Origin of the sequence: Micromonospora sp. CA-248212 (genome assembly GCF_050948405.1) — a bacterium.
Lineage (GTDB): Bacteria > Actinomycetota > Actinomycetes > Mycobacteriales > Micromonosporaceae > Micromonospora.
In genome coordinates, this window is sequence record NZ_CP192023.1 from 3,369,794 (window position 1) to 3,386,844 (window position 17,051).

At 72.5% G+C, this 17,051-nt stretch carries 16 protein-coding genes; 11 read left to right on the forward strand and 5 right to left on the reverse strand.

The window, feature by feature from the left end; translation table 11 throughout:
- The first annotated feature begins 126 nt into the window (after nucleotides 1-126).
- The 8 genes from ACQP03_RS16165 (at nucleotide 127) to ACQP03_RS16200 (ending at nucleotide 7,380) form a co-directional block, all read left to right on the forward strand.
- Nucleotides 127-1,011, forward strand: coding sequence for an MHYT domain-containing protein (locus tag ACQP03_RS16165; protein WP_357170299.1), 885 nt, complete (start codon nucleotides 127-129; stop codon nucleotides 1,009-1,011).
- Between the two features lie 266 nt (nucleotides 1,012-1,277).
- Complete coding sequence (locus ACQP03_RS16170; protein ID WP_357394194.1) at nucleotides 1,278-2,129, forward strand: fumarylacetoacetate hydrolase family protein; 852 nt, start codon at nucleotides 1,278-1,280, stop codon at nucleotides 2,127-2,129.
- Nucleotides 2,126-2,875, forward strand: coding sequence for an SDR family NAD(P)-dependent oxidoreductase (locus tag ACQP03_RS16175; RefSeq protein WP_357119198.1), 750 nt, complete (start codon nucleotides 2,126-2,128; stop codon nucleotides 2,873-2,875). Before ACQP03_RS16170 ends, ACQP03_RS16175 begins: the two co-directional genes overlap by 4 nt.
- Before the next feature lie 19 nt (nucleotides 2,876-2,894).
- On the forward strand, nucleotides 2,895-3,650 hold the full coding sequence (locus ACQP03_RS16180) for a (Fe-S)-binding protein (RefSeq protein ID WP_357394196.1): 756 nt from the start codon (nucleotides 2,895-2,897) through the stop codon (nucleotides 3,648-3,650).
- Nucleotides 3,651-3,670: 20 nt separating this feature from the next.
- On the forward strand, nucleotides 3,671-5,092 hold the full coding sequence (locus ACQP03_RS16185) for a LutB/LldF family L-lactate oxidation iron-sulfur protein (RefSeq protein ID WP_363661248.1): 1,422 nt from the start codon (nucleotides 3,671-3,673) through the stop codon (nucleotides 5,090-5,092).
- Nucleotides 5,074-5,688 (forward strand): LutC/YkgG family protein, encoded by a 615-nt coding sequence (locus ACQP03_RS16190; protein ID WP_357119192.1) that lies wholly within the window; start codon nucleotides 5,074-5,076, stop codon nucleotides 5,686-5,688. The genes ACQP03_RS16185 and ACQP03_RS16190 overlap by 19 nt, the downstream gene beginning before the upstream one ends.
- Before the next feature lie 83 nt (nucleotides 5,689-5,771).
- Complete coding sequence (locus ACQP03_RS16195) at nucleotides 5,772-6,347, forward strand: TetR/AcrR family transcriptional regulator (protein ID WP_357119189.1); 576 nt, start codon at nucleotides 5,772-5,774, stop codon at nucleotides 6,345-6,347.
- A 49-nt stretch (nucleotides 6,348-6,396) separates the two neighbouring features.
- Nucleotides 6,397-7,380, forward strand: a complete 984-nt coding sequence (locus ACQP03_RS16200) for a zinc-dependent alcohol dehydrogenase family protein (protein WP_357394198.1) — start codon at nucleotides 6,397-6,399, stop codon at nucleotides 7,378-7,380.
- Between the two features lie 14 nt (nucleotides 7,381-7,394).
- Here the strand turns inward: ACQP03_RS16200 and ACQP03_RS16205 are convergent, their stop codons facing one another.
- Genes ACQP03_RS16205 through ACQP03_RS16215 form a run of 3 tightly spaced genes read right to left on the reverse strand, consistent with a single transcriptional unit; the run spans nucleotide 7,395 to nucleotide 10,451 of the window.
- Nucleotides 7,395-7,628 (reverse strand): winged helix-turn-helix domain-containing protein, encoded by a 234-nt coding sequence (locus ACQP03_RS16205; RefSeq protein ID WP_357394200.1) that lies wholly within the window; start codon nucleotides 7,626-7,628, stop codon nucleotides 7,395-7,397.
- Entirely contained in the window at nucleotides 7,628-10,057 is a 2,430-nt protein-coding gene (locus ACQP03_RS16210) for a DUF4132 domain-containing protein (protein ID WP_357394202.1), read from the reverse strand. The genes ACQP03_RS16205 and ACQP03_RS16210 overlap by 1 nt, the downstream gene beginning before the upstream one ends.
- Nucleotide 10,058: 1 nt before the next feature.
- Nucleotides 10,059-10,451 carry a hypothetical protein gene (locus ACQP03_RS16215; RefSeq protein WP_357119177.1) on the reverse strand — a complete coding sequence of 131 codons (393 nt, stop codon included), beginning with the start codon at nucleotides 10,449-10,451 and terminating at the stop codon, nucleotides 10,059-10,061.
- Nucleotides 10,452-10,574: 123 nt separating this feature from the next.
- On the opposite strand from ACQP03_RS16215, the gene ACQP03_RS16220 reads away from it, so the two are divergent.
- Together ACQP03_RS16220 and ACQP03_RS16225 are read left to right on the forward strand one after the other, a co-directional pair.
- On the forward strand, nucleotides 10,575-12,365 hold the full coding sequence (locus tag ACQP03_RS16220) for an HSP90 family protein (protein WP_357394204.1): 1,791 nt from the start codon (nucleotides 10,575-10,577) through the stop codon (nucleotides 12,363-12,365).
- Nucleotides 12,362-14,425 (forward strand): hypothetical protein, encoded by a 2,064-nt coding sequence (locus tag ACQP03_RS16225; RefSeq protein WP_357394206.1) that lies wholly within the window; start codon nucleotides 12,362-12,364, stop codon nucleotides 14,423-14,425. Before ACQP03_RS16220 ends, ACQP03_RS16225 begins: the two co-directional genes overlap by 4 nt.
- Here the strand turns inward: ACQP03_RS16225 and ACQP03_RS16230 are convergent.
- Nucleotides 14,386-15,315: an endonuclease/exonuclease/phosphatase family protein gene (locus ACQP03_RS16230; RefSeq protein ID WP_357394208.1), complete on the reverse strand. Its 930-nt coding sequence runs from the start codon at nucleotides 15,313-15,315 to the stop codon at nucleotides 14,386-14,388. The genes ACQP03_RS16225 and ACQP03_RS16230 overlap by 40 nt on opposite strands.
- A gap of 83 nt (nucleotides 15,316-15,398) precedes the next feature.
- Between ACQP03_RS16230 and ACQP03_RS16235 the strand changes: the two genes are divergently transcribed.
- Nucleotides 15,399-15,728, forward strand: a complete 330-nt coding sequence (locus ACQP03_RS16235; RefSeq protein ID WP_357119165.1) for an NIPSNAP family protein — start codon at nucleotides 15,399-15,401, stop codon at nucleotides 15,726-15,728.
- A 45-nt stretch (nucleotides 15,729-15,773) separates the two neighbouring features.
- Here the strand turns inward: ACQP03_RS16235 and ACQP03_RS16240 are convergent, their stop codons facing one another.
- Entirely contained in the window at nucleotides 15,774-16,967 is a 1,194-nt protein-coding gene (locus tag ACQP03_RS16240) for an endo-1,4-beta-xylanase (RefSeq protein WP_357394210.1), read from the reverse strand.
- Between the last annotated feature and the right edge of the window lie 84 nt (nucleotides 16,968-17,051).

A 17,051-nucleotide genomic window follows, 5' to 3' on the forward strand; every position in this document is an offset into this window, starting at 1 on the left:
CGGACGGTCACCGTGACGGCACCCCACGAATAGCCCGGGGGTGCTATTGCGCCTGCTCGGAGCACCCCTGATCATTGCCCGGGCGCTGTGCATACGCGCCGGTAACGAGTGGGGAGAAACATCGCCGTGGCGGACATCAATCACTTTGAGTACGGGTGGATCACGCCCGCGCTGAGCTACGCGCTGTCGGTGCTCGGGTCGGTCCTGGGGCTCGTCTGCGCCGGCCGCATCCGCACGGCCCGTACCGCCCGCCAGCGCGCCTGGTGGGGCCTGCTGGCCGCCTGGGCGCTCGGCGGCACCGCCATCTGGGCCATGCACTTCATGGCCATGCTCGGCTTCGCCGTCGACGGCACCCGCATCCGGTATGACGTGCCACTGACCGCCGCCAGCACCGCCATCGCGGTGGTCGCCGTCGGCATCGGCCTGGCGATCGTCGGCACCGGCCGGCTGAACCCGGTACGCCTCATCGCCGGCGGCGTGTTCACCGGCGCCGGGGTCGCCGCCATGCACTACACCGGCATGGCGGCGATGCGCCTCAATGGCAGCCTCGGCTACGACACCATCCGGGTCGTCCTCTCCGTGGTCATCGCGGTCGTCGCCGCGACCGTGGCCCTGTGGCTCGCGATGACCGTCCGGCGCGGCCTGGCGATCTTCGCCTCCGCTCTGGTCATGGGCGTCGCGGTGAACGGCATGCACTTCACCGGCATGAGCGCCCTCTCGGTGCACCTGCACGAGCGCTCGGGCGGAGTGACCGGTGCCGGGGTGAGCGCCCTGCTGGTGCCGATCGTCGTGGCGGTGATCTTCGGCGTGGTCGGGCTGCTCTACGCCCTGCTCGCCGCCCCCACCGACGACGACCTGGCCGCCGCCGCGTACCTGGACGCGCGCCGGACCCCGGAGCCCACCCCGGCCGCGCCGGCAGCCGCCCCGGACCCGGTCGGGCTGCGCGCCCGCTCCACCCTCGGGCAGCCCGGCACCCCGTTCCCCTCCCGCCGGGACACCCCGCCGCGCTGACGCCGGCCGGTGCCGTCCGGCGCTGAGGCGACCCGGACCACATGATCCACACGACATCAGCGATGTGGGGGTGACCTGTTCTTGGGTCACCCCCACATCGGCGATCCGATGTCGATCGTCGCGCCACCCGGCCGACGCGGCGCGGTGGCCGCGTCCCAGTCCGCCGACCGAGGTGATCCCGCTGTGCGGGCGGCGAGGCGTGTCGGTGTTGAATGCGGTGGTGTCCGCCACCCCCCGCGATTCAGCCGGACACAGAGGAGGGTGAGATGAACTTCCAGCGCCTCGGCCCGAGCGGCCAGGAGATCCCGGTCGTCCAGCACGACGGTACGGCCTTCGACCTGCGGCCACTCACCGCCGACCTGGACGGGGCGTTCTGGGCGTCAGACGGGATCGCCCGGACGCGCGGCGCGCTCGACCGGGGCGAGCTGACCGAGCTGCCCGGGGCCGCGTCGCTGCGGGTGGGCGCTCCGGTGGCGCGTCCAGCGAAGATCGTCTGCATCGGACTCAACTACCGCGACCACGCCGCGGAGACCGGCGCGGCGCTGCCCGCCGAGCCGGTGGTCTTCATGAAGGACCCGATGACCATCGTCGGGCCGTACGACGACGTGCTCGTTCCCCGTGGCTCGACCAAGACCGACTGGGAGGTCGAACTCGCGGTCGTCGTCGGGACGACCATCCGCTACGCCGACACTCCGGAGCAGGCGTTGCGGCACGTCGCCGGGTACGCGGTGTCGCACGACGTCTCCGAGCGCGCCTTCCAGTTGGAGCGCGGCGGCCAGTGGGACAAGGGCAAGAGCTGCGAGACCTTCAACCCGCTGGGGCCGGGTCTCGTGCCGGCCGACGAGGTCAAGGACCCGCAGTCGCTCGCGCTGCGTCTGTGGGTCAACGGCGTGCTCCGCCAGGACGGGTCCACCGCCAACATGATCTTCCCGGTGGCGCACGTGCTCTGGTACCTGAGCCAGTTCATGGTCCTGTACCCGGGCGACGTCATCAACACGGGAACGCCGGCCGGGGTGGCGCTGGGTCTTCCGGATCACCCGTACCTGCGCGCCGGTGACGTCGTGGAGCTGGAGGTCGCCGGCCTGGGCCGGGCACGCCAGACGCTGGTGGCGGCATGACCGCGGAGTTCGCCGGGCTGGCCGCGATCGTCACGGGCGGCTCGTCCGGCATCGGACGCGCCACCGCCGTGGAGTTGCGCGCTCGGGGCGCCCGGGTGGCGGTTCTCGACCTCGACCCGAGCGGGCTTGACGACGGCATCGCGGGCATCACCGCCGACGTGTCGAGCCGGCCATCGGTGGACGCGGCGGTCGCCGAGGCGGCCACCGTGCTCGGCGGCCTCGACGTGGTGGTCAACAACGCCGGCATCGGCGCGACCGGCACCGTCGCCGACCAGGGCGACGACGAGTGGCACCGGGTGCTCGACGTCAACGTGGTCGGCATGGCCCGGGTGGTCAGCGCCGCGCTGCCCTGGCTGCGCCGCTCGGAGCACGCGTCGGTCGTCAACATCTCGTCCATCGCGGCGCTCAACGGGCTGCCGGGCCGCGCGCTCTACTCGGCCAGCAAGGGCGCCGTGCTGTCGCTGACCCTCGCCATGGCCACCGACCATGTCCGCGAGGGCATCCGGTTCAACTGCGTCTGCCCCGGCACGGCCGACACGCCGTGGGTGGGACGACTGCTCGCGCAGGCGGGCGACCCGGCGGCCGAGCGCGCGGCGCTGCGGGCCCGCCAACCCATCGGACGGCTGGTCACCCCGGAGGAGGTCGCCAACGCGATCCTCTACCTCGCGTCACCCCGATCGGCGTCGACCACGGGTACGGTGTTGGACGTCGACGGTGGGGTCACCCACCTGCGGGTCCGACCGTGACGACGGGCGGGGGTGTGCCGTGCGGATCGCGCTCTTCGTGACCTGCCTGGCCGACACCATGTTCCCGCAGGCGGCCACGGCGACCGTACGGCTGCTGGAACGGCTCGGCCACGAGGTCGTCTTCCCGACCGAGCAGACCTGCTGCGGGCAGATGCACGTCAACACCGGCTACCGGCGCGAGGCCGTGCCGCTGGTCCGCCGCCACGTGCGTACCTTCGATCCGTACGACGTGATCGTCGCGCCGTCGGGCTCCTGCGTCGGGTCGGTCCGGCACCAGCACGCGATGGTGGCCCGGCAGGCGGGCGACGAGGGCCTGGCCGACCGGGCCGAGTCGGTGGCCGCGCGGACGTACGAGTTGTCGGAGCTGCTCGTGGACGTGCTCGGCGTGACCGACGTCGGCGCGTACTACCCGCGCCGGGTCACCTACCACCCGACCTGCCACTCGCTGCGGATGCTGCGGGTGGGCGACCGGCCGCGACAGCTGCTGCGCGAGGTGCGCGGCCTCGACCTGGTCGAGTTGCCGGCGGCGGAGCAGTGCTGCGGCTTCGGTGGCACGTTCGCCGTGAAGAACCCGGAGACGTCCACGGCCATGCTGGCGGACAAGATGCGCCACGTGCTGGACACTGGCGCCGACGTGTGCGCCGCCGGTGACGTGTCCTGCCTCATGCACATCGGCGGTGGACTGTCCCGGCTGCGCACCGGGGTGCGTACCGTGCACCTCGCCGAGATCCTGGCGTCGACGGAGACCAGCGGCGCAGCGGCGGCCCGGTCGTGACCCGCCGCACGTTCCTCGGCATGCCGGCGACCGCGCCGCCCGGCGTGGGGCACCTGCGCGGCGACGAGTCGTTCCCGACCGCAGCGCGGCGCAGCCTGGCCGACCCGCAACTGCGGCGGAACCTGCGGCACGCGACGACGACGATCCGGACCAAGTCCGGGTCAGTGATCGCCGAGCAGGCCGACTGGGAGCAGTTGCGCGCGGCCGGCGCGGCCATCAAGACCGACACCCTGCACCGCCTTCCCGAGCTGCTGGAACAGCTCGAGACGAAGGTCGCGGCGGCCGGCGGTGTGGTGCACTGGGCGACGGACGCGATCGAGGCCAACCGCATCGTCACCGACCTCGTCCAGGCGGCCGGCGCGGACCGCGTCATCAAGGTCAAGTCGATGGCGACCCAGGAGATCGGCCTCAACGAGGCCCTGGAGGCGGCCGGGATCACCGCCGTCGAGACCGACCTCGCGGAGCTGATCGTGCAGCTCGGCGATGACCGGCCGAGCCACATCCTGGTACCCGCGATCCACCGCAACCGCGCCGAGATCCGTGAGATCTTCCTGCGCGAGATGCCCGGCGTCGACCCCGCGCTCACCGACGACCCGACCGCCCTGGCAGCCGCCGCGCGCCGGTTCCTGCGCCAGACCTTCCTGAGTACGCCGGTGGCGGTGTCCGGCGCGAACTTCGCCGTCGCCGAGACCGGCACCCTCGCCGTGGTGGAGTCCGAGGGCAACGGCCGGATGTGCCTCACCCTGCCGGAAACCCTCATCACCGTCATGGGCGTGGAGAAGGTGGTGCCCACCTGGCGCGATCTGGAGGTTTTCCTCCAACTCCTGCCGCGCGCGTCGACGGGGGAGCGGATGAACCCGTACACCTCGATGTGGACGGGCGTCACCCCCGGCGACGGGCCGCAGGCGTTTCACCTGGTCCTGCTGGACAACGGGCGCAGCGCGGTGCTCGCCGACGAGCTGGGTCGGCAGGCGCTGCGGTGCATCCGCTGCTCGGCGTGCCTCAACGTGTGCCCGGTGTACGAGCGCGCGGGCGGGCACGCGTACGGATCGGTGTATCCCGGGCCCATCGGGGCGGTGCTGTCTCCCCAGCTCACCGGCATCGAGGACAATGCTTCCCTGCCGTACGCGTCGACGCTCTGCGGCGCCTGCTACGACGCCTGCCCGGTGAAGATCAACATCCCGGAGTTGCTGGTGCACCTGCGCGCCGAGGCCGTCGAGGCGCGGCAGCGACCCACGGCCGAGTCGATCGCGATGGCCGCCGCCGCGTACACGATGGACCGACCCCGGTTGTACGCGGCCGGGCAGCGCGCGGCCCGGCTGAGCCGGCTCGCCGGTCGGCGGGGTCGGGGCCTGCCCCCGCCGCTGAACGGCTGGACCGCCAGCCGCGACCTGCCCGACCCGCCGGAGCAGACGTTCCGCGAATGGTGGGCCGATCGGTGACGTCCCGCGACCTCGTCCTCGGCCGGCTGCGTGCCGCGCTCGCCGGCAGTCCCGCCGATCCGGTGCCGGTGCCGCGCGACTACCGGCGGGCCGCCGACGCGGACCTCGACCAGTTGGCGCAGCGGCTGACCGACTACCGGGCCCACGTACACCGGATTCCCGAGGCCGCCGTCGCCGACACGATCGCCGACATTCTGCCGGCGGGCGGCACGGTCGTCGTACCCCCGGGTCTGGCCCCCGCCTGGCTGCCGGCGACGGTGACCGCGCTGCCCGACGACGGCCTCGACCACGCGCGGATCGGCGCGGCGGACGGGGTCGTCACCGCCGCTGCGGTCGCGATCGCCGAGACCGGGACGGTGGTCCTCGACGGCTCGCCCGACCAGGGACGCCGCGTGCTCAGCCTCCTGCCGGACCTGCACATCTGCGTGGTCCGCGCCGACCAGGTGGTGGCCACCGTTCCCGAGGCCCTGGCCCGGCTGACGCCGCAGCGCCCGCTGACCTGGATCAGCGGGCCGTCGGCGACCAGCGACATCGAGCTGATCCGCGTCGAGGGCGTGCACGGCCCGCGTCGCCTGCACGTCCTCCTGTTGCCCTGACCCACGACTGTCACGGTGTGTGACGGCACTCATGTGGGCTCCCTTAATCGAACGGACTAGTCTGTTCGATTAAGGGAGGGGTCATGGCTACGAAGATCAGGAAGACCACCACCGAGGAGCGGATCCTCAACACCGCCGCCGAGCTGTTCTACGCCCACGGACTGCGGGGTGTCGGCATCGAGCAGGTCATCGCCGAGAGCGGGGTGGCCAAGTCGACCCTGTACGTCCACTTCCGTACCAAGAACGACCTTGTGGCCGCCTACCTGCGCCGCACCGACGACTCGTGGATGGCGCAGTTGCAGCGGGCCGCCGAGCGCGCCGGCGCTCGGCCGGCGGACCAGCTCGTCGGTCTCTTCGACGCCCTCCTGGACGCGTTCGACCGACACGGCTTTTTCGGATGCCCCTTCGTCAGCGCTGCCGTGGAGGCATCGTTGGACTCGGAAGCCCGCGCCATCACCATCCGGCACACCGAGCGGCGCCAGACGTGGCTCACCGAGTTGACCAGGCAGGCCGGTGCGAGCGATCCGGCCGGCCTCGCCCGCCAGATCGGGCTCCTGATCGACGGCGCGTTGGCCTCGGGTCGCCTCCTGCAGGACCGGGTGGTCGTGCACGAGGCGAAGAACGCCGCCCGGTCGCTGGTCGCTCACCAGACGACATGACAAAGACCAACAATGTGCTCATCAGCAGTGGAAAGGGTGAGGTAGCGCCATGCGCGCGGTAGTGCTCAACGAGTTCGGCGGCCCGCTCGTCGTCGAGGAGGTCGACACGCCGGTCCCCGGCGCGGGGCAGGTGCTCGTCCGAATCGCGGCCAGTGGCGTCAACCCCCTGGACGCCAAGATCCGGGAGGGGAAGGCGCCGCACGCCCGGAACCATCCGCCCGTCGTCCTCGGCCTGGACCTGGCCGGAGTCGTGGCGGAGGTCGGGCCGGGTGTCGTCGGCTTCGCCGAGGGTGACGAGGTGTACGGCCTCACCGGCGGAGTCGGTGATGTTCAGGGGTCGCTCGCCGAGTACGCGGCCGTCGACGCCCGGCTGCTGGCCCGCACCGCGAAGGCATGGAGCCTGCGCGAGGCGGCGGCGCTGCCGCTGGCCGTCATCACCAGTTGGGAGGCGCTGGTGCACCGAGCGCAGGTGCGCGCCGGCCAGCGGGTCCTGGTGCACGGCGGCGCGGGTGGCGTCGGACAGGCCGCCATCCAGATCGCCCGCGCCCGGGGCGCGGAGGTCTTCGCCACCGGTTCACCCCGGAACCTGGAGACCATCGCACGGCTCGGCGCGACGCCGATCGACTACAACGCCACCGAGGTCGCGGACTACGTGGCCGCGCACACCGGCGGCGAGGGCTTCGACGTCGTCTTCGACACCGTCGGCGGCGCCACCCTGGACAAGTCCTTCACCGCCGTGCGCACCTACACCGGCCGCGTGGTGAGCGCGCTCGGTTGGGGTACGCACAGCCTGGCACCGTTGTCGTTCCGGGGTGCCACCTACTCCGGCGTCTTCACCCTGCTGCCACTGCTGACCGGTCAGGGGCGCGACGCGCACGGCGAGATCCTGCGCGAGGCCAGCGCCCTCGGCGACGCGGGCGCGCTGCGGCCGATCGTCGACCCCCGACGGTTCACGCTGGACACCGTCGCGGACGCCCACGCTCTCGTGGAAGCCGGCGCCAGCACCGGCAAGATCGTCATCGACGTGCCCTGAGCAGGCGGGGCCTGTTAATCGGATTGCTCCGCTTCAGCCACGTAGAGACCCTTACCGGGATGTCCCTCGACCAACCCGCGATCCTTCAGGATCGTCGTGACCCGGTTGATCGGGGAGATGTGCACGCCGTGCTGTCCGGCCAGTTCCCGCGTGGACGGTAGCTTCTCGCCCGGCGCAAGCTCGCCGGACTTGATCCTTCCTGCTATCTCGTTCGCTATGCGCCGGTAGTCCACTCGCTCGGTCGGCATCAACCGCTCACCGTGGGTCGGAGTTGGCTCAGGACGGTGGGGTCGGTGATGCGGTCGTCGGCGGCCAGCATGATCGCCTTGGACAGGATCGTGGCGAGCATGGGGTCGTCGTCGAACGGCAGGTGCAGGCGACCGGTCTGGGTGCGCGCGGCGACGATGCAGAGGTACCTGTCATCGGGCTCCATCATGATGTTGCCCGACCCGAGGTGGATGCGGTACGCGCGCAGGTTGCCCCGCACCCGCAGGTACCGCTCCGTGAGGTCCACCCGGTCCGCGATGGCCATCCGGGGCAGCAGCCGGGCGAGCGCGTCCCGACGTACCTGCGCGGACGGAGTCAGCTCGGCCACCGCTGTCCGGTGCCAGTAGACGGAGAAGCGGTCCTCACCACGGTCGGCCCACTGCGGGTCGGTGGCGATCGAGGTGACGCCGACGAACAGGTCCACGTCGCGCATGGCCTCGGTGAACACCAGCGGTGGCACGTCGATGATCCGCGCGGGTTGCCACGTCTTGCCGTCGTGCCGGGCGAAGCGCACCTGGTCGGTCGAGCAGTACTCGACGTCGTGGCGGCGCTCGTGCGGGTCGTCGACGAGCGCGTGGTGGAAGGACGCTTGCCACGCGCCGCCGCCGAAGACCTTGGTGGCCTCGCTGTCGTACCCGCCGTCCCACGTGCCCAGGTAGCCCGCCTGCCAGCCGCGGGCGCGCAGCAGGGCGTTGGCCTGCCGGTAGCGCAGGATGTGCGCGGCGAAGCGGTTCGAGTAGGTCTCCGTCTTCTCCTCCGCCGGCGTGCGCAGGTAGACCTCGCGGAACGCCTGTTTGAACGGCTGCGTCAGGCCGGCGGCGACCAGGTGCGCGCGCCAGGCCAGCACCTCGGCCGTGTCCGCGCGGGCCGGATGCCACAACCGGACCGATCCCTGGGCGAGGGCGTGGCCGTCCCGATCGACGATCGCCCACCCGTCGCCGTTGCGCCGGGGCAGACCGGCCGTCCAGCGCCGGCCGTCGGCGCTGGTCTCCCACAGCAGACGCCGCCCGTAGGTCGCGGTCACCGGGTGGTCGAGCAAGCGCGACGACCAGTCGGGGTACGACCAGACGCGCTCCTCGGACAGCAGCCCCTCGACCCGCTGACGTTCGCTGACCAGCGTCGCGCCGATCCGCTTGACCAGGCCCCGCAGCTCGGCGAGGTCGTCCTCGTGGGACTGCTTCACCTGGGCCGGAACGCCCTTCAGGTCGACCCCGTCGCGGGCGAAGACCAGGCGCGCCCGTTCGCCCACGATCTCGACCGTCGCCTCGTACGGGCCGACCGTCCTGCGCAGCCGCCCGTCCGGTCCGAGCCCGTGGTCGTCGACGGCCAGTTCCATGACCTCGCTGAGCGACCAGCCACGCCGGGCCCCGAGCTGGGTCAGCGCGCTCTGGACCCGGCTCCGTACGGCCTTGTTGCGGACCGTCACCGCGAGGCGGGCCAGCGTGCGCAGCGGCACGTCACCGTCCCGGTCGGCCAGCAGCCGTACCGCCGCGATGGCGGTCCGCGAGGCGTACGGGAATCCGGCGGCCTGGCGTGGCGCGGACGCCGCGCTCGTGGTGGCCCGGGCCAGCAGCTCCGTCGCCCGCTCGTCGCGCTCGCGGGACAGCGCCCAGACCAGCCCGCGCAGGAGGCGGTCCGTGTCGTCGTGCACGCTCCGCCCGTGGGCGGCGAACGCCTCGAGGAGCCGGCGGACGACCTGCCGGCCGCCGTGCGCGGCCACGAGCAGTTCGTCGAGGCGACGCAGCCACTTCGCGGTCGCCGCCGGTTTCTCCAACGCGGCGCAGTGCTCCAGCAGCTCCGGCACGCCGGGTGCGGCGAGGTCGGCGTCCAGGTCGGCGCGGACGGCGGGCCCGAAGCTGTCCCCGTGGTGCAGCAACCACGCCGGCAGGCGGCTGCCGGTGGCGCGGTCGATGGCCTGGCCGAGCAGCGTGACGGTACGCCGTCGGGTCGCCGCCGTGACGAAGTAGTCGTCGAGCAGCTCGCTGTTCAGGGCGGACAGCGCCGGCACCAGGTCGGCCAGCTCGGCGGCCGTCAGGCGCGGCGCGATCAGGGCGGGTAGTTCCAGGTCGGTGCCGTCGTCGACGCCGCCTCGGCGAGCGACCACGTCCAGGCACCACAGCAGGTCCGCCCGCGTGAAGGGGACATCCTCGGTGGCGAGATCGGGCATCACCCCGCTCATCCCGGACGCCGACTCCCGGTGCAGGGCCAGGGCAGCGCGGCGGCGCTCCCCGGCCGACCACGACTCCACCGTGGACCACTCGGGCACGTTCGTCACCGAGGATCCCCAGTAGTAGGTGCTGGCGATGCGCAGCACCGCGCGGATCCGTTCGTCGGCCTCGGCGAGACCGGTCTCCACCTGCCGCCGGTCCGCGTCGCTCAGGTGGGGGAGCAGTGCCGTCCAGTCACCCATGTCAGCCGCCCACCAGCGCGACGAGCCGGACGAACGCCACGTCGAGGTCGGATCGCAGGTCGATCTCCTCGTCGAGGTCGTCGACCTGGTGGTCGCCGACCAGCAGCAGGAAACCGTTGTGGGAGAACGCGGCACAGGCCCGGTCCGCCTGCGCCTCCCAGTCGAGTCGCCGGCCCGGGGCGACCCGGTAGCCGTTCAGGGTGGCCTCCGTGTCGGTCGGCTGCACCAGGCCCCGGAAGTGCCGCGGCCGCGCGGCGTTGAACCGCGCCACCTCCTCGCGGACCCGCAGCCGGACCAACTCCCGCGCGGAGATGCGCTCCGGCAGGCCCGTCAACGGCCAACTGTCGACGGCTCTGCCGGTCGCCGTCTCGTCCCGAACCATCACCGTGACCATGCGTTGCGCTCCTCGCCCTGAAGGTGAGCGGCAGCATGGCACGACCGTCCGACGAAAACGCGCCCCCAGCGCGTCGGGCCAGCCGCTAGGGTGCAGCCGATCGGATCACGGGAGAGGGCGGTTGTGAGCTACACCTTCCACGTCGACCTGCGCGGCATCGTCGACCTGCTCAGTCACCACCTGTACGCCAGCCCACGCGTCTACGTCCGCGAGCTGATGCAGAACGCCGTCGACGCGATCACCGCCCGTCGGGCGGGCGAGCCCGGCGCGCCGGGCTCGATCCGGATCTACCCACCGGAGTCCACCGGGGACGGCACGCTGCGCGTCGAGGACACCGGCGTCGGTCTGACCGAGGCGCAGGTGCACGAACTGCTCGCCACGATCGGCCGCAGCTCCAAGCGGGACGAGCTGGGATTCGCCCGACACGAGTTCCTCGGCCAGTTCGGCATCGGGCTGCTCTCCTGCTTCCTGGTCGCCGACGAGATCCGGGTGTCCACCCGTGCGGCCGACTCGCCGACCGTCGAGTGGATCGGCTACGGCGACGGGCGCTACGAGCTGCACATCGCCCCGGCCGAGCGGGAACGCCCCGCGCAGGGCACCACGGTGACCCTGGTGCCCCGGCGCGGCGCCGAGCACTGGCTGCGCAGGGACACCGTCGTCGAGATCGCCGCGCTGTACGGGTCGCTGCTGCCGATCGACGTCCACGTCGAGCACGAGGCCATCACCACCGGCCTCGCCCCCTGGGAGAACGACCCGGCCGAGCCGGCGGCGGCACGGCGGGAGCGTCTCGACGCGTACGCCCAGGAGGTCTTCGGTTTTCCGCCCTTCGACGTGATCGACCTGGCGGTTCCCGCGGCGGGCCTGCGCGGGGTGGCGTTCGTGCTGCCCATGCCGGCCAACCCGACGTCGCGGGTGGCCCACCGGGTCTACCTCAAACAGATGCTCCTCTCCGAGGACATCGAACGGCTGCTGCCGGAGTGGGCCTTCTTCGTCCGGTGCGTGGTCGACACCACCGAGTTGCGCCCGACCGCGAGTCGGGAGGCGCTCTACGAGGACGCGCTGCTCGACGAGGTCCGCGACGCGCTGGGCGACACCCTGCGCGGCTGGATGACCCGGCTCGGACGCACCGACCCGCGTCGCCTCCAGGCCTTCCTGCGGGTGCACCACCTGGGCGTCAAGGCCCTGGCGGTGCACGACGACGAGATGCTGCGCCTGGTCGAGCAGTGGTGGCCGTTCGAGACGAACATGGGCCCACTGACGCTCGCCGAGTTCCGGGATCGGCACGGCGTGGTGCGGTACACGCCGTCGGTGGACGAGTTCCGGCAGCTCGCCGCGGTCGCCGCCGCCCAGGGGATCGCCGTGGTCAACGCGGGCTACGTGTACGACGCCGAGTTGCTGCGTCGGCTGCCCGACGTGGACAGCGGCGTCGTCACCGAGATCCTCACGGCGAGTGACCTGGCGACCCGGCTGGAACCGCTCGACCCGGACGTCGAGCTGGCCGTGCGGCCCTTCCTCGTCCTGGCGCAGCGGACCCTCGACCGGCTCGGCGTGCAGGTGCTGGTGCGTGCCTTCGAACCGGCCAGCATGCCGGCGCTGCACCTGCTCGACGGCGACACCGCCCTGGCGGTGGACCTGCGTCAGGGGCAGGAGCAGGCCGACGAACTGTGGTCGTCGATCCTCGGCACCTTCACGCAGGGCCGCGACGAGCGACCGCAGCTCGTGTTCAACCACCGCAACCCCCTCGTCCGGCAGGCCATCGCCGCCGGCGACGACGAGCTGACGACGCTGGCGATCGAGGGCCTGTACGTGCAGGCGCTGCTGCTGGGCCACCAGCCGCTGCGGCCCGCCGACACGGCCGCGTTGAACCAGTCGTTCCTCGGTCTGCTCGCCCGCGCCATGGAGGGAACCCGATGACCACCTCCGAGCAGGAGCTGCGGGACCGCCTGGCGCAGGCGTACGCGCTGCCACGTGGTCCGGCCCGCTTCGCCGCGCTGGACGCGGTCTTCCGGCACGCGGACGCGGCCGGCGACGTGCCGTTCGCCTTCTCGGCCCGGATGAACGCCATCAGCGACTTCCACCACGGCGGCGACCCGACCCGGGCGTTCCTCGCCTTCTCCTGGTGCCTGGCGACGGCCGACCGGCAGCCCGAGGTGGTCGAGGCCTACCACACCCGCACGTTGCTGTGGGACTTCAAGTGGATCGTCTGGGCGCTGCCCCAGTTCCCGGACATCCCGCTGGAGCGCACCAGGGCGGTGCTTGACGACATGCAGCGCCGCTACCGGCTCGCCGGGCACAGCCTGCACGCGGTCCACCAGCACCGCTGGCTCGTGGCGCACCACGTGGGGGACATGGATGCCGCCCAGGAGGCGTACGACCGGATGGCCACCGCCAAGCGCGACTCGATGTCGGACTGCCAGGCGTGTGTTCCGTCGGGGCAGGTCCGGCACCTCACGTCGCTCGGCAGGTTCGACGAGGCCATCACCATCGGGGAGCCGTACAAGCGCGGCGGCTGCACCGAACAGCCACAGTGGATGCTCAGCGAGCTGCTCACGCCGTACCTGCGGACGGGCCGTTACGACGAGGCCGTCGAGGCCCACCGGGACGGCTACCGCCGCATCCGCGACGACCGTCACCACCTCGACAACCTCGCCCAGCACGTGCTGTTCTGCGGGCTGACCGGCAACGAGGCGCGGGGCCTGGAGCTGGTGGAGCGGCACCTGAGCTGGCTGGAGCGCCCCTCGTCGCCGTACGCGGCGATGGAGTTCGCCGCGTCCGCCGCGCTGGTGCTCGGCCGGCTGCGCGCGGCGGGCCACGCCGACCTGGTGGTGTCCCGCCGCTCGGACGACGGCACCCGCCGCTGGGAGGCGACGGTCGCCGAGGTCCACGACGAGGTGGCCGCGCAGGCCCGCGCGATCGCCGCCCGGTTCGACGTCCGCAACGGCAACCGGCACCAGAGCGAGCGGGTCGAGGCGCGGATGGCGGCGACGCCGGTGGCGCGGCACGTGCCGCTCACCGTCCTCGCCGGGCGGGTCACCACGTCCGAGCGGGCAGCCGACCCGGCGCTGGCCGCGCTCGTCGAACGGGTCGCCGCGCTCACCGCGGCCGGCGACCAGGCCGGCGCCGCGCGGACCCGGCTCGACGTGGCGCACACCCTGCGCAACGCGGGCCGGCAGGAGGACGCGATCGAGGCCGCCGAGGAGGCGGTCCGCAGCCTCGACCGGGTCGGTCTGCGCGACGACGCGCTGCGCTGCCGCCACCTGCTGTGGGAGCTGTACCGCCGGGGCTACCACCACCGCGATGCCGCGCGGGTGGTGCTGGCCGAGCTGATCCGGGCCGGGGAGCTGCCCGACGGGCTGCCGCCGCTGGCGGCTGTCCTGGAGGACGCCGCCGACCTGCTCCACGGTACGGAGGGGTTCACGCACCTGGTCACGGCCGCCGACCGGCACCGGGCCAACGGTGACGCCGACGCCGAGCTGCGGGTGCTGCGCAAGGCGCTGGGCCGGCTCGCCAACCGGCCGCCGGACGACGTCGCCTGGGCGGTGCTGGCGCGCGTCGACGCCCTCGGCGCGGCAGCGCGGCCCACCTCCGCCGAGCTGTCGGGCCGGGACCAGGTGGCCGCCGCGCAGTTGCTGGACCGCGCCGGCCGTACCGGCGAGGCGCTCGACCGGCTCGACAGGGCCGTCACCCTGTTCGACGGCGACGAGCTGGCGGACGGTCGTCGCTCGGCCCGGCTGCACCGGGCACGGTTGCGGTTGCGCCTCGGCGAGCCGGCCCGCGCCGAGGCGGAGGCCCGGGAGGTGCTGGCCGAGGACCCCGACGAGTACGGCTACGAGGCCACCGCGGTGCTGACCCTCGCGCTGCGGGCGCAGGGTCGCGCCGACGAGGCCGAGAAGACGCTGGCCGCGCAGGACATGGACGAGGAGGACCTCGACTACTACGAGCAGGACCTCGAACCGGACGACGACGAGGACTGACGGGCCGGGCGGGCGCAGCCGACGACGAGGGTGGCCAACAGGGCGGGGTGATCGGTCGCCCCGTCCAGGTCCACCGACCGGGCGCAGCACATGCTGATGTCGTCGCTGGCCACGATGTGCTGCACCGCCCCGTCACCGACGCGGGGATGACCGGGCGGCACGCAGGACCCGACGTCGCCGGGGCGCAGGTTGAAATCGCCGCTCAGCACCGTTGGGGCGTACCCGGCGCTGCGGGCGATGGCGGGCAGGATCCCGTCGATCAGGTGGCCGCACTGGGTGAGCGCGACGCTGCGGCTGGTGGCCGCCAGGTGGGTGGTGCAGGCGTTGAACCCGCCCTCGACGTGCACGCACAGCCAGGGTCGTTCCTCGGGGTCGGCGAGGTCCTGCGCCGGGTGGATCCCACCGTGCACCGTGTACCGGCTGACCGTCGTCGGCAGTCGGGCCAGCAGACCGATGCCGTACGCCCGGCCGTTGCGGCACCGGGTGTCGGCGCCGCTGGGCCGGTCGCCGGCAGCCTGGAAGGCGGACGTGACTCTCGCGCGGCCGTGGACCGTCGCGAACACCGCCTCCAGCGTGGGCACGTCGTCCTGGCAGATCTCGTTGAGGGTGACCAGATCGGGCCGCTCGGTCCTGATCAGTTCGGCGGCCCTGGGCACCGCCCGGCCGGCGTAGCAGGCGGCGCGACCGCTGTCGCACAGGTTCATCTGCGCCACCCACAGGGTCGTGGGCCCGGGGGAGGCGGGGACGGGCCGGGCCGGCACAGCGGCGACGACGACGAGACAGCCGACGGCGAGGGCCCGGCGAATCGCGCGGAACGGGCCGTTCGCGCGCCGACCAGGGACGGTCGTGCCCCGGCGGCGGTCGGTGTCGCCGGGCGGATCGTCGGACATGCGGACTCCGGCAGCAGGGCGGCACTCTTCGCCGAGGTGTCCGCGATCCTACTGCCGGCCGCCCGGAGCTCTATGGTGGACCGATGATCACCTGCGTCGTGCACTACACCATCGACCCCGCGCAGATCGAGGCGTTCGAACGGTTCGCCCGCGCGTGGATGCGGCTCGTGGCCCGGCACGGCGGCGTGCACCACGGCTACTTTCTGCCCGCCGAGGGCGCCAGCGACCGGGCCGAGGCGTTGTTCAGCTTCGACAGCCTCGCGGCGTACGAGCGGTACCGCGCACGGTTCGGCCAGGACCCGGAGTTCGTCGCGGCCGAGGCGATCCGTGACGAGTCGGGTTGCGTGGTGCGCTACGAGCGGACGTTCATGCGTCCGCTCCTGCCCGATGACGACATGACGGTGGCCCGCTGACACGGGCCGTGCGGGGAGGGTGGACCCCGCACGACCCGTGCCGGTTCAGCGGTGCGGCCGGGGCGCGACGCGCGGCAGGACGTACGGCGGGCCGGCGAAGATCAGATCCGACTTCAGCTCCTGGTACGCCCGTTTGGGCTGGTAGTTCTCGTCGTAGATGGTGGCCAGGCCCTCGGGCGGGTCGTTGAACCAGTCCGGCACCCACGAGTACTTGTCGCTGAAACCCCAGACGGTGTACGACAGGCAGTCGCGTACGGCGAGGCACGCCTTCATCAGCACGCTGAAGTTGGCGGCCGACGCCTGCAACCGGGGATTGATCTCCTCGGAGTTGCCGGCCCGGACGCCCTCGGTCAGCTGGCTCCGGACGTCGACTTCGGTGAACGCGGTGGCCAGGCCGAGCGCGGAGAAGCGCTTCAGGGCGGCGGTCACCTGCAGGGTGTCGAAGTTGCCGTACTGGGTGCCCAGGTGGCCCTGCGAGCCGACGCCGTCGATCGGGACGCCCTTGGCGCGCAGGCCCTTGGCCATGTCGTAGACGAACTGCGTCTTGTCGTCGGCCGGGTTGCCCGAGCCGAACGCCTCGATGTTGTAGTCGTTGTAGAACAGCAGCGCCTTCGGGTCGGCGGCGCGGGCCCAGCGGAACGCGTCGGCGATGTAGTCCGGGCCCAGGTTCTGCGCCCAGAAACCCTTGTAGTGCAGCGTCGACGGGGTGTCCCAGGGGTCGCTGACCGCCTCGTTGACGACGTCCCACTGCCAGATCTTGCCCTTGAAGTGGTCGACGACGGTGGTGATGTGCTTGCGCAGCAGCTCGCGCAGCTCCTGCTTGCTGATGGTGCCGTCGGCGACGCCGCTGGTGAGCCAGGCGGGCAGTTGGTTGTGCCAGACCAGCACGTGGCCCCGGACGCTCTGGTGGTTGCGCTGGGCGAACTGGATGAGCTGGTCGGCGGCCGTCCAGTCGTAGGTGCCCCGGGTGGGCTCCAGGCTCTCCCACTTCATCGCGTTCTCGGCGGTGACCGAGGAGAACTCCGAGGCGGCGAGCTGGCGGTAGCGCGGGTCGTTGGCGTCGTTGAGCGCCTCTGCGTTGACCGCGGTGCCGATTTTCAGGCCGTGGCGCTGGCCGAGGGCCGCGAGCGTCTGGCTGGTCGGGTCGTACGGCCGGCTCGCGGTGGCCGGAACCGCGTTCAACGCCGCAGCGGTCGCGACGGCGACGACGCCGGCGCTGATCCACCGTCTTGGCTTCATCTGCCTACCTCTCGATAATGATCGACAAGTGTCGATCTTTGAAGGAAGGGTGCGGCCCGGGATGAAAGGGCGCGGGGAGTGGCT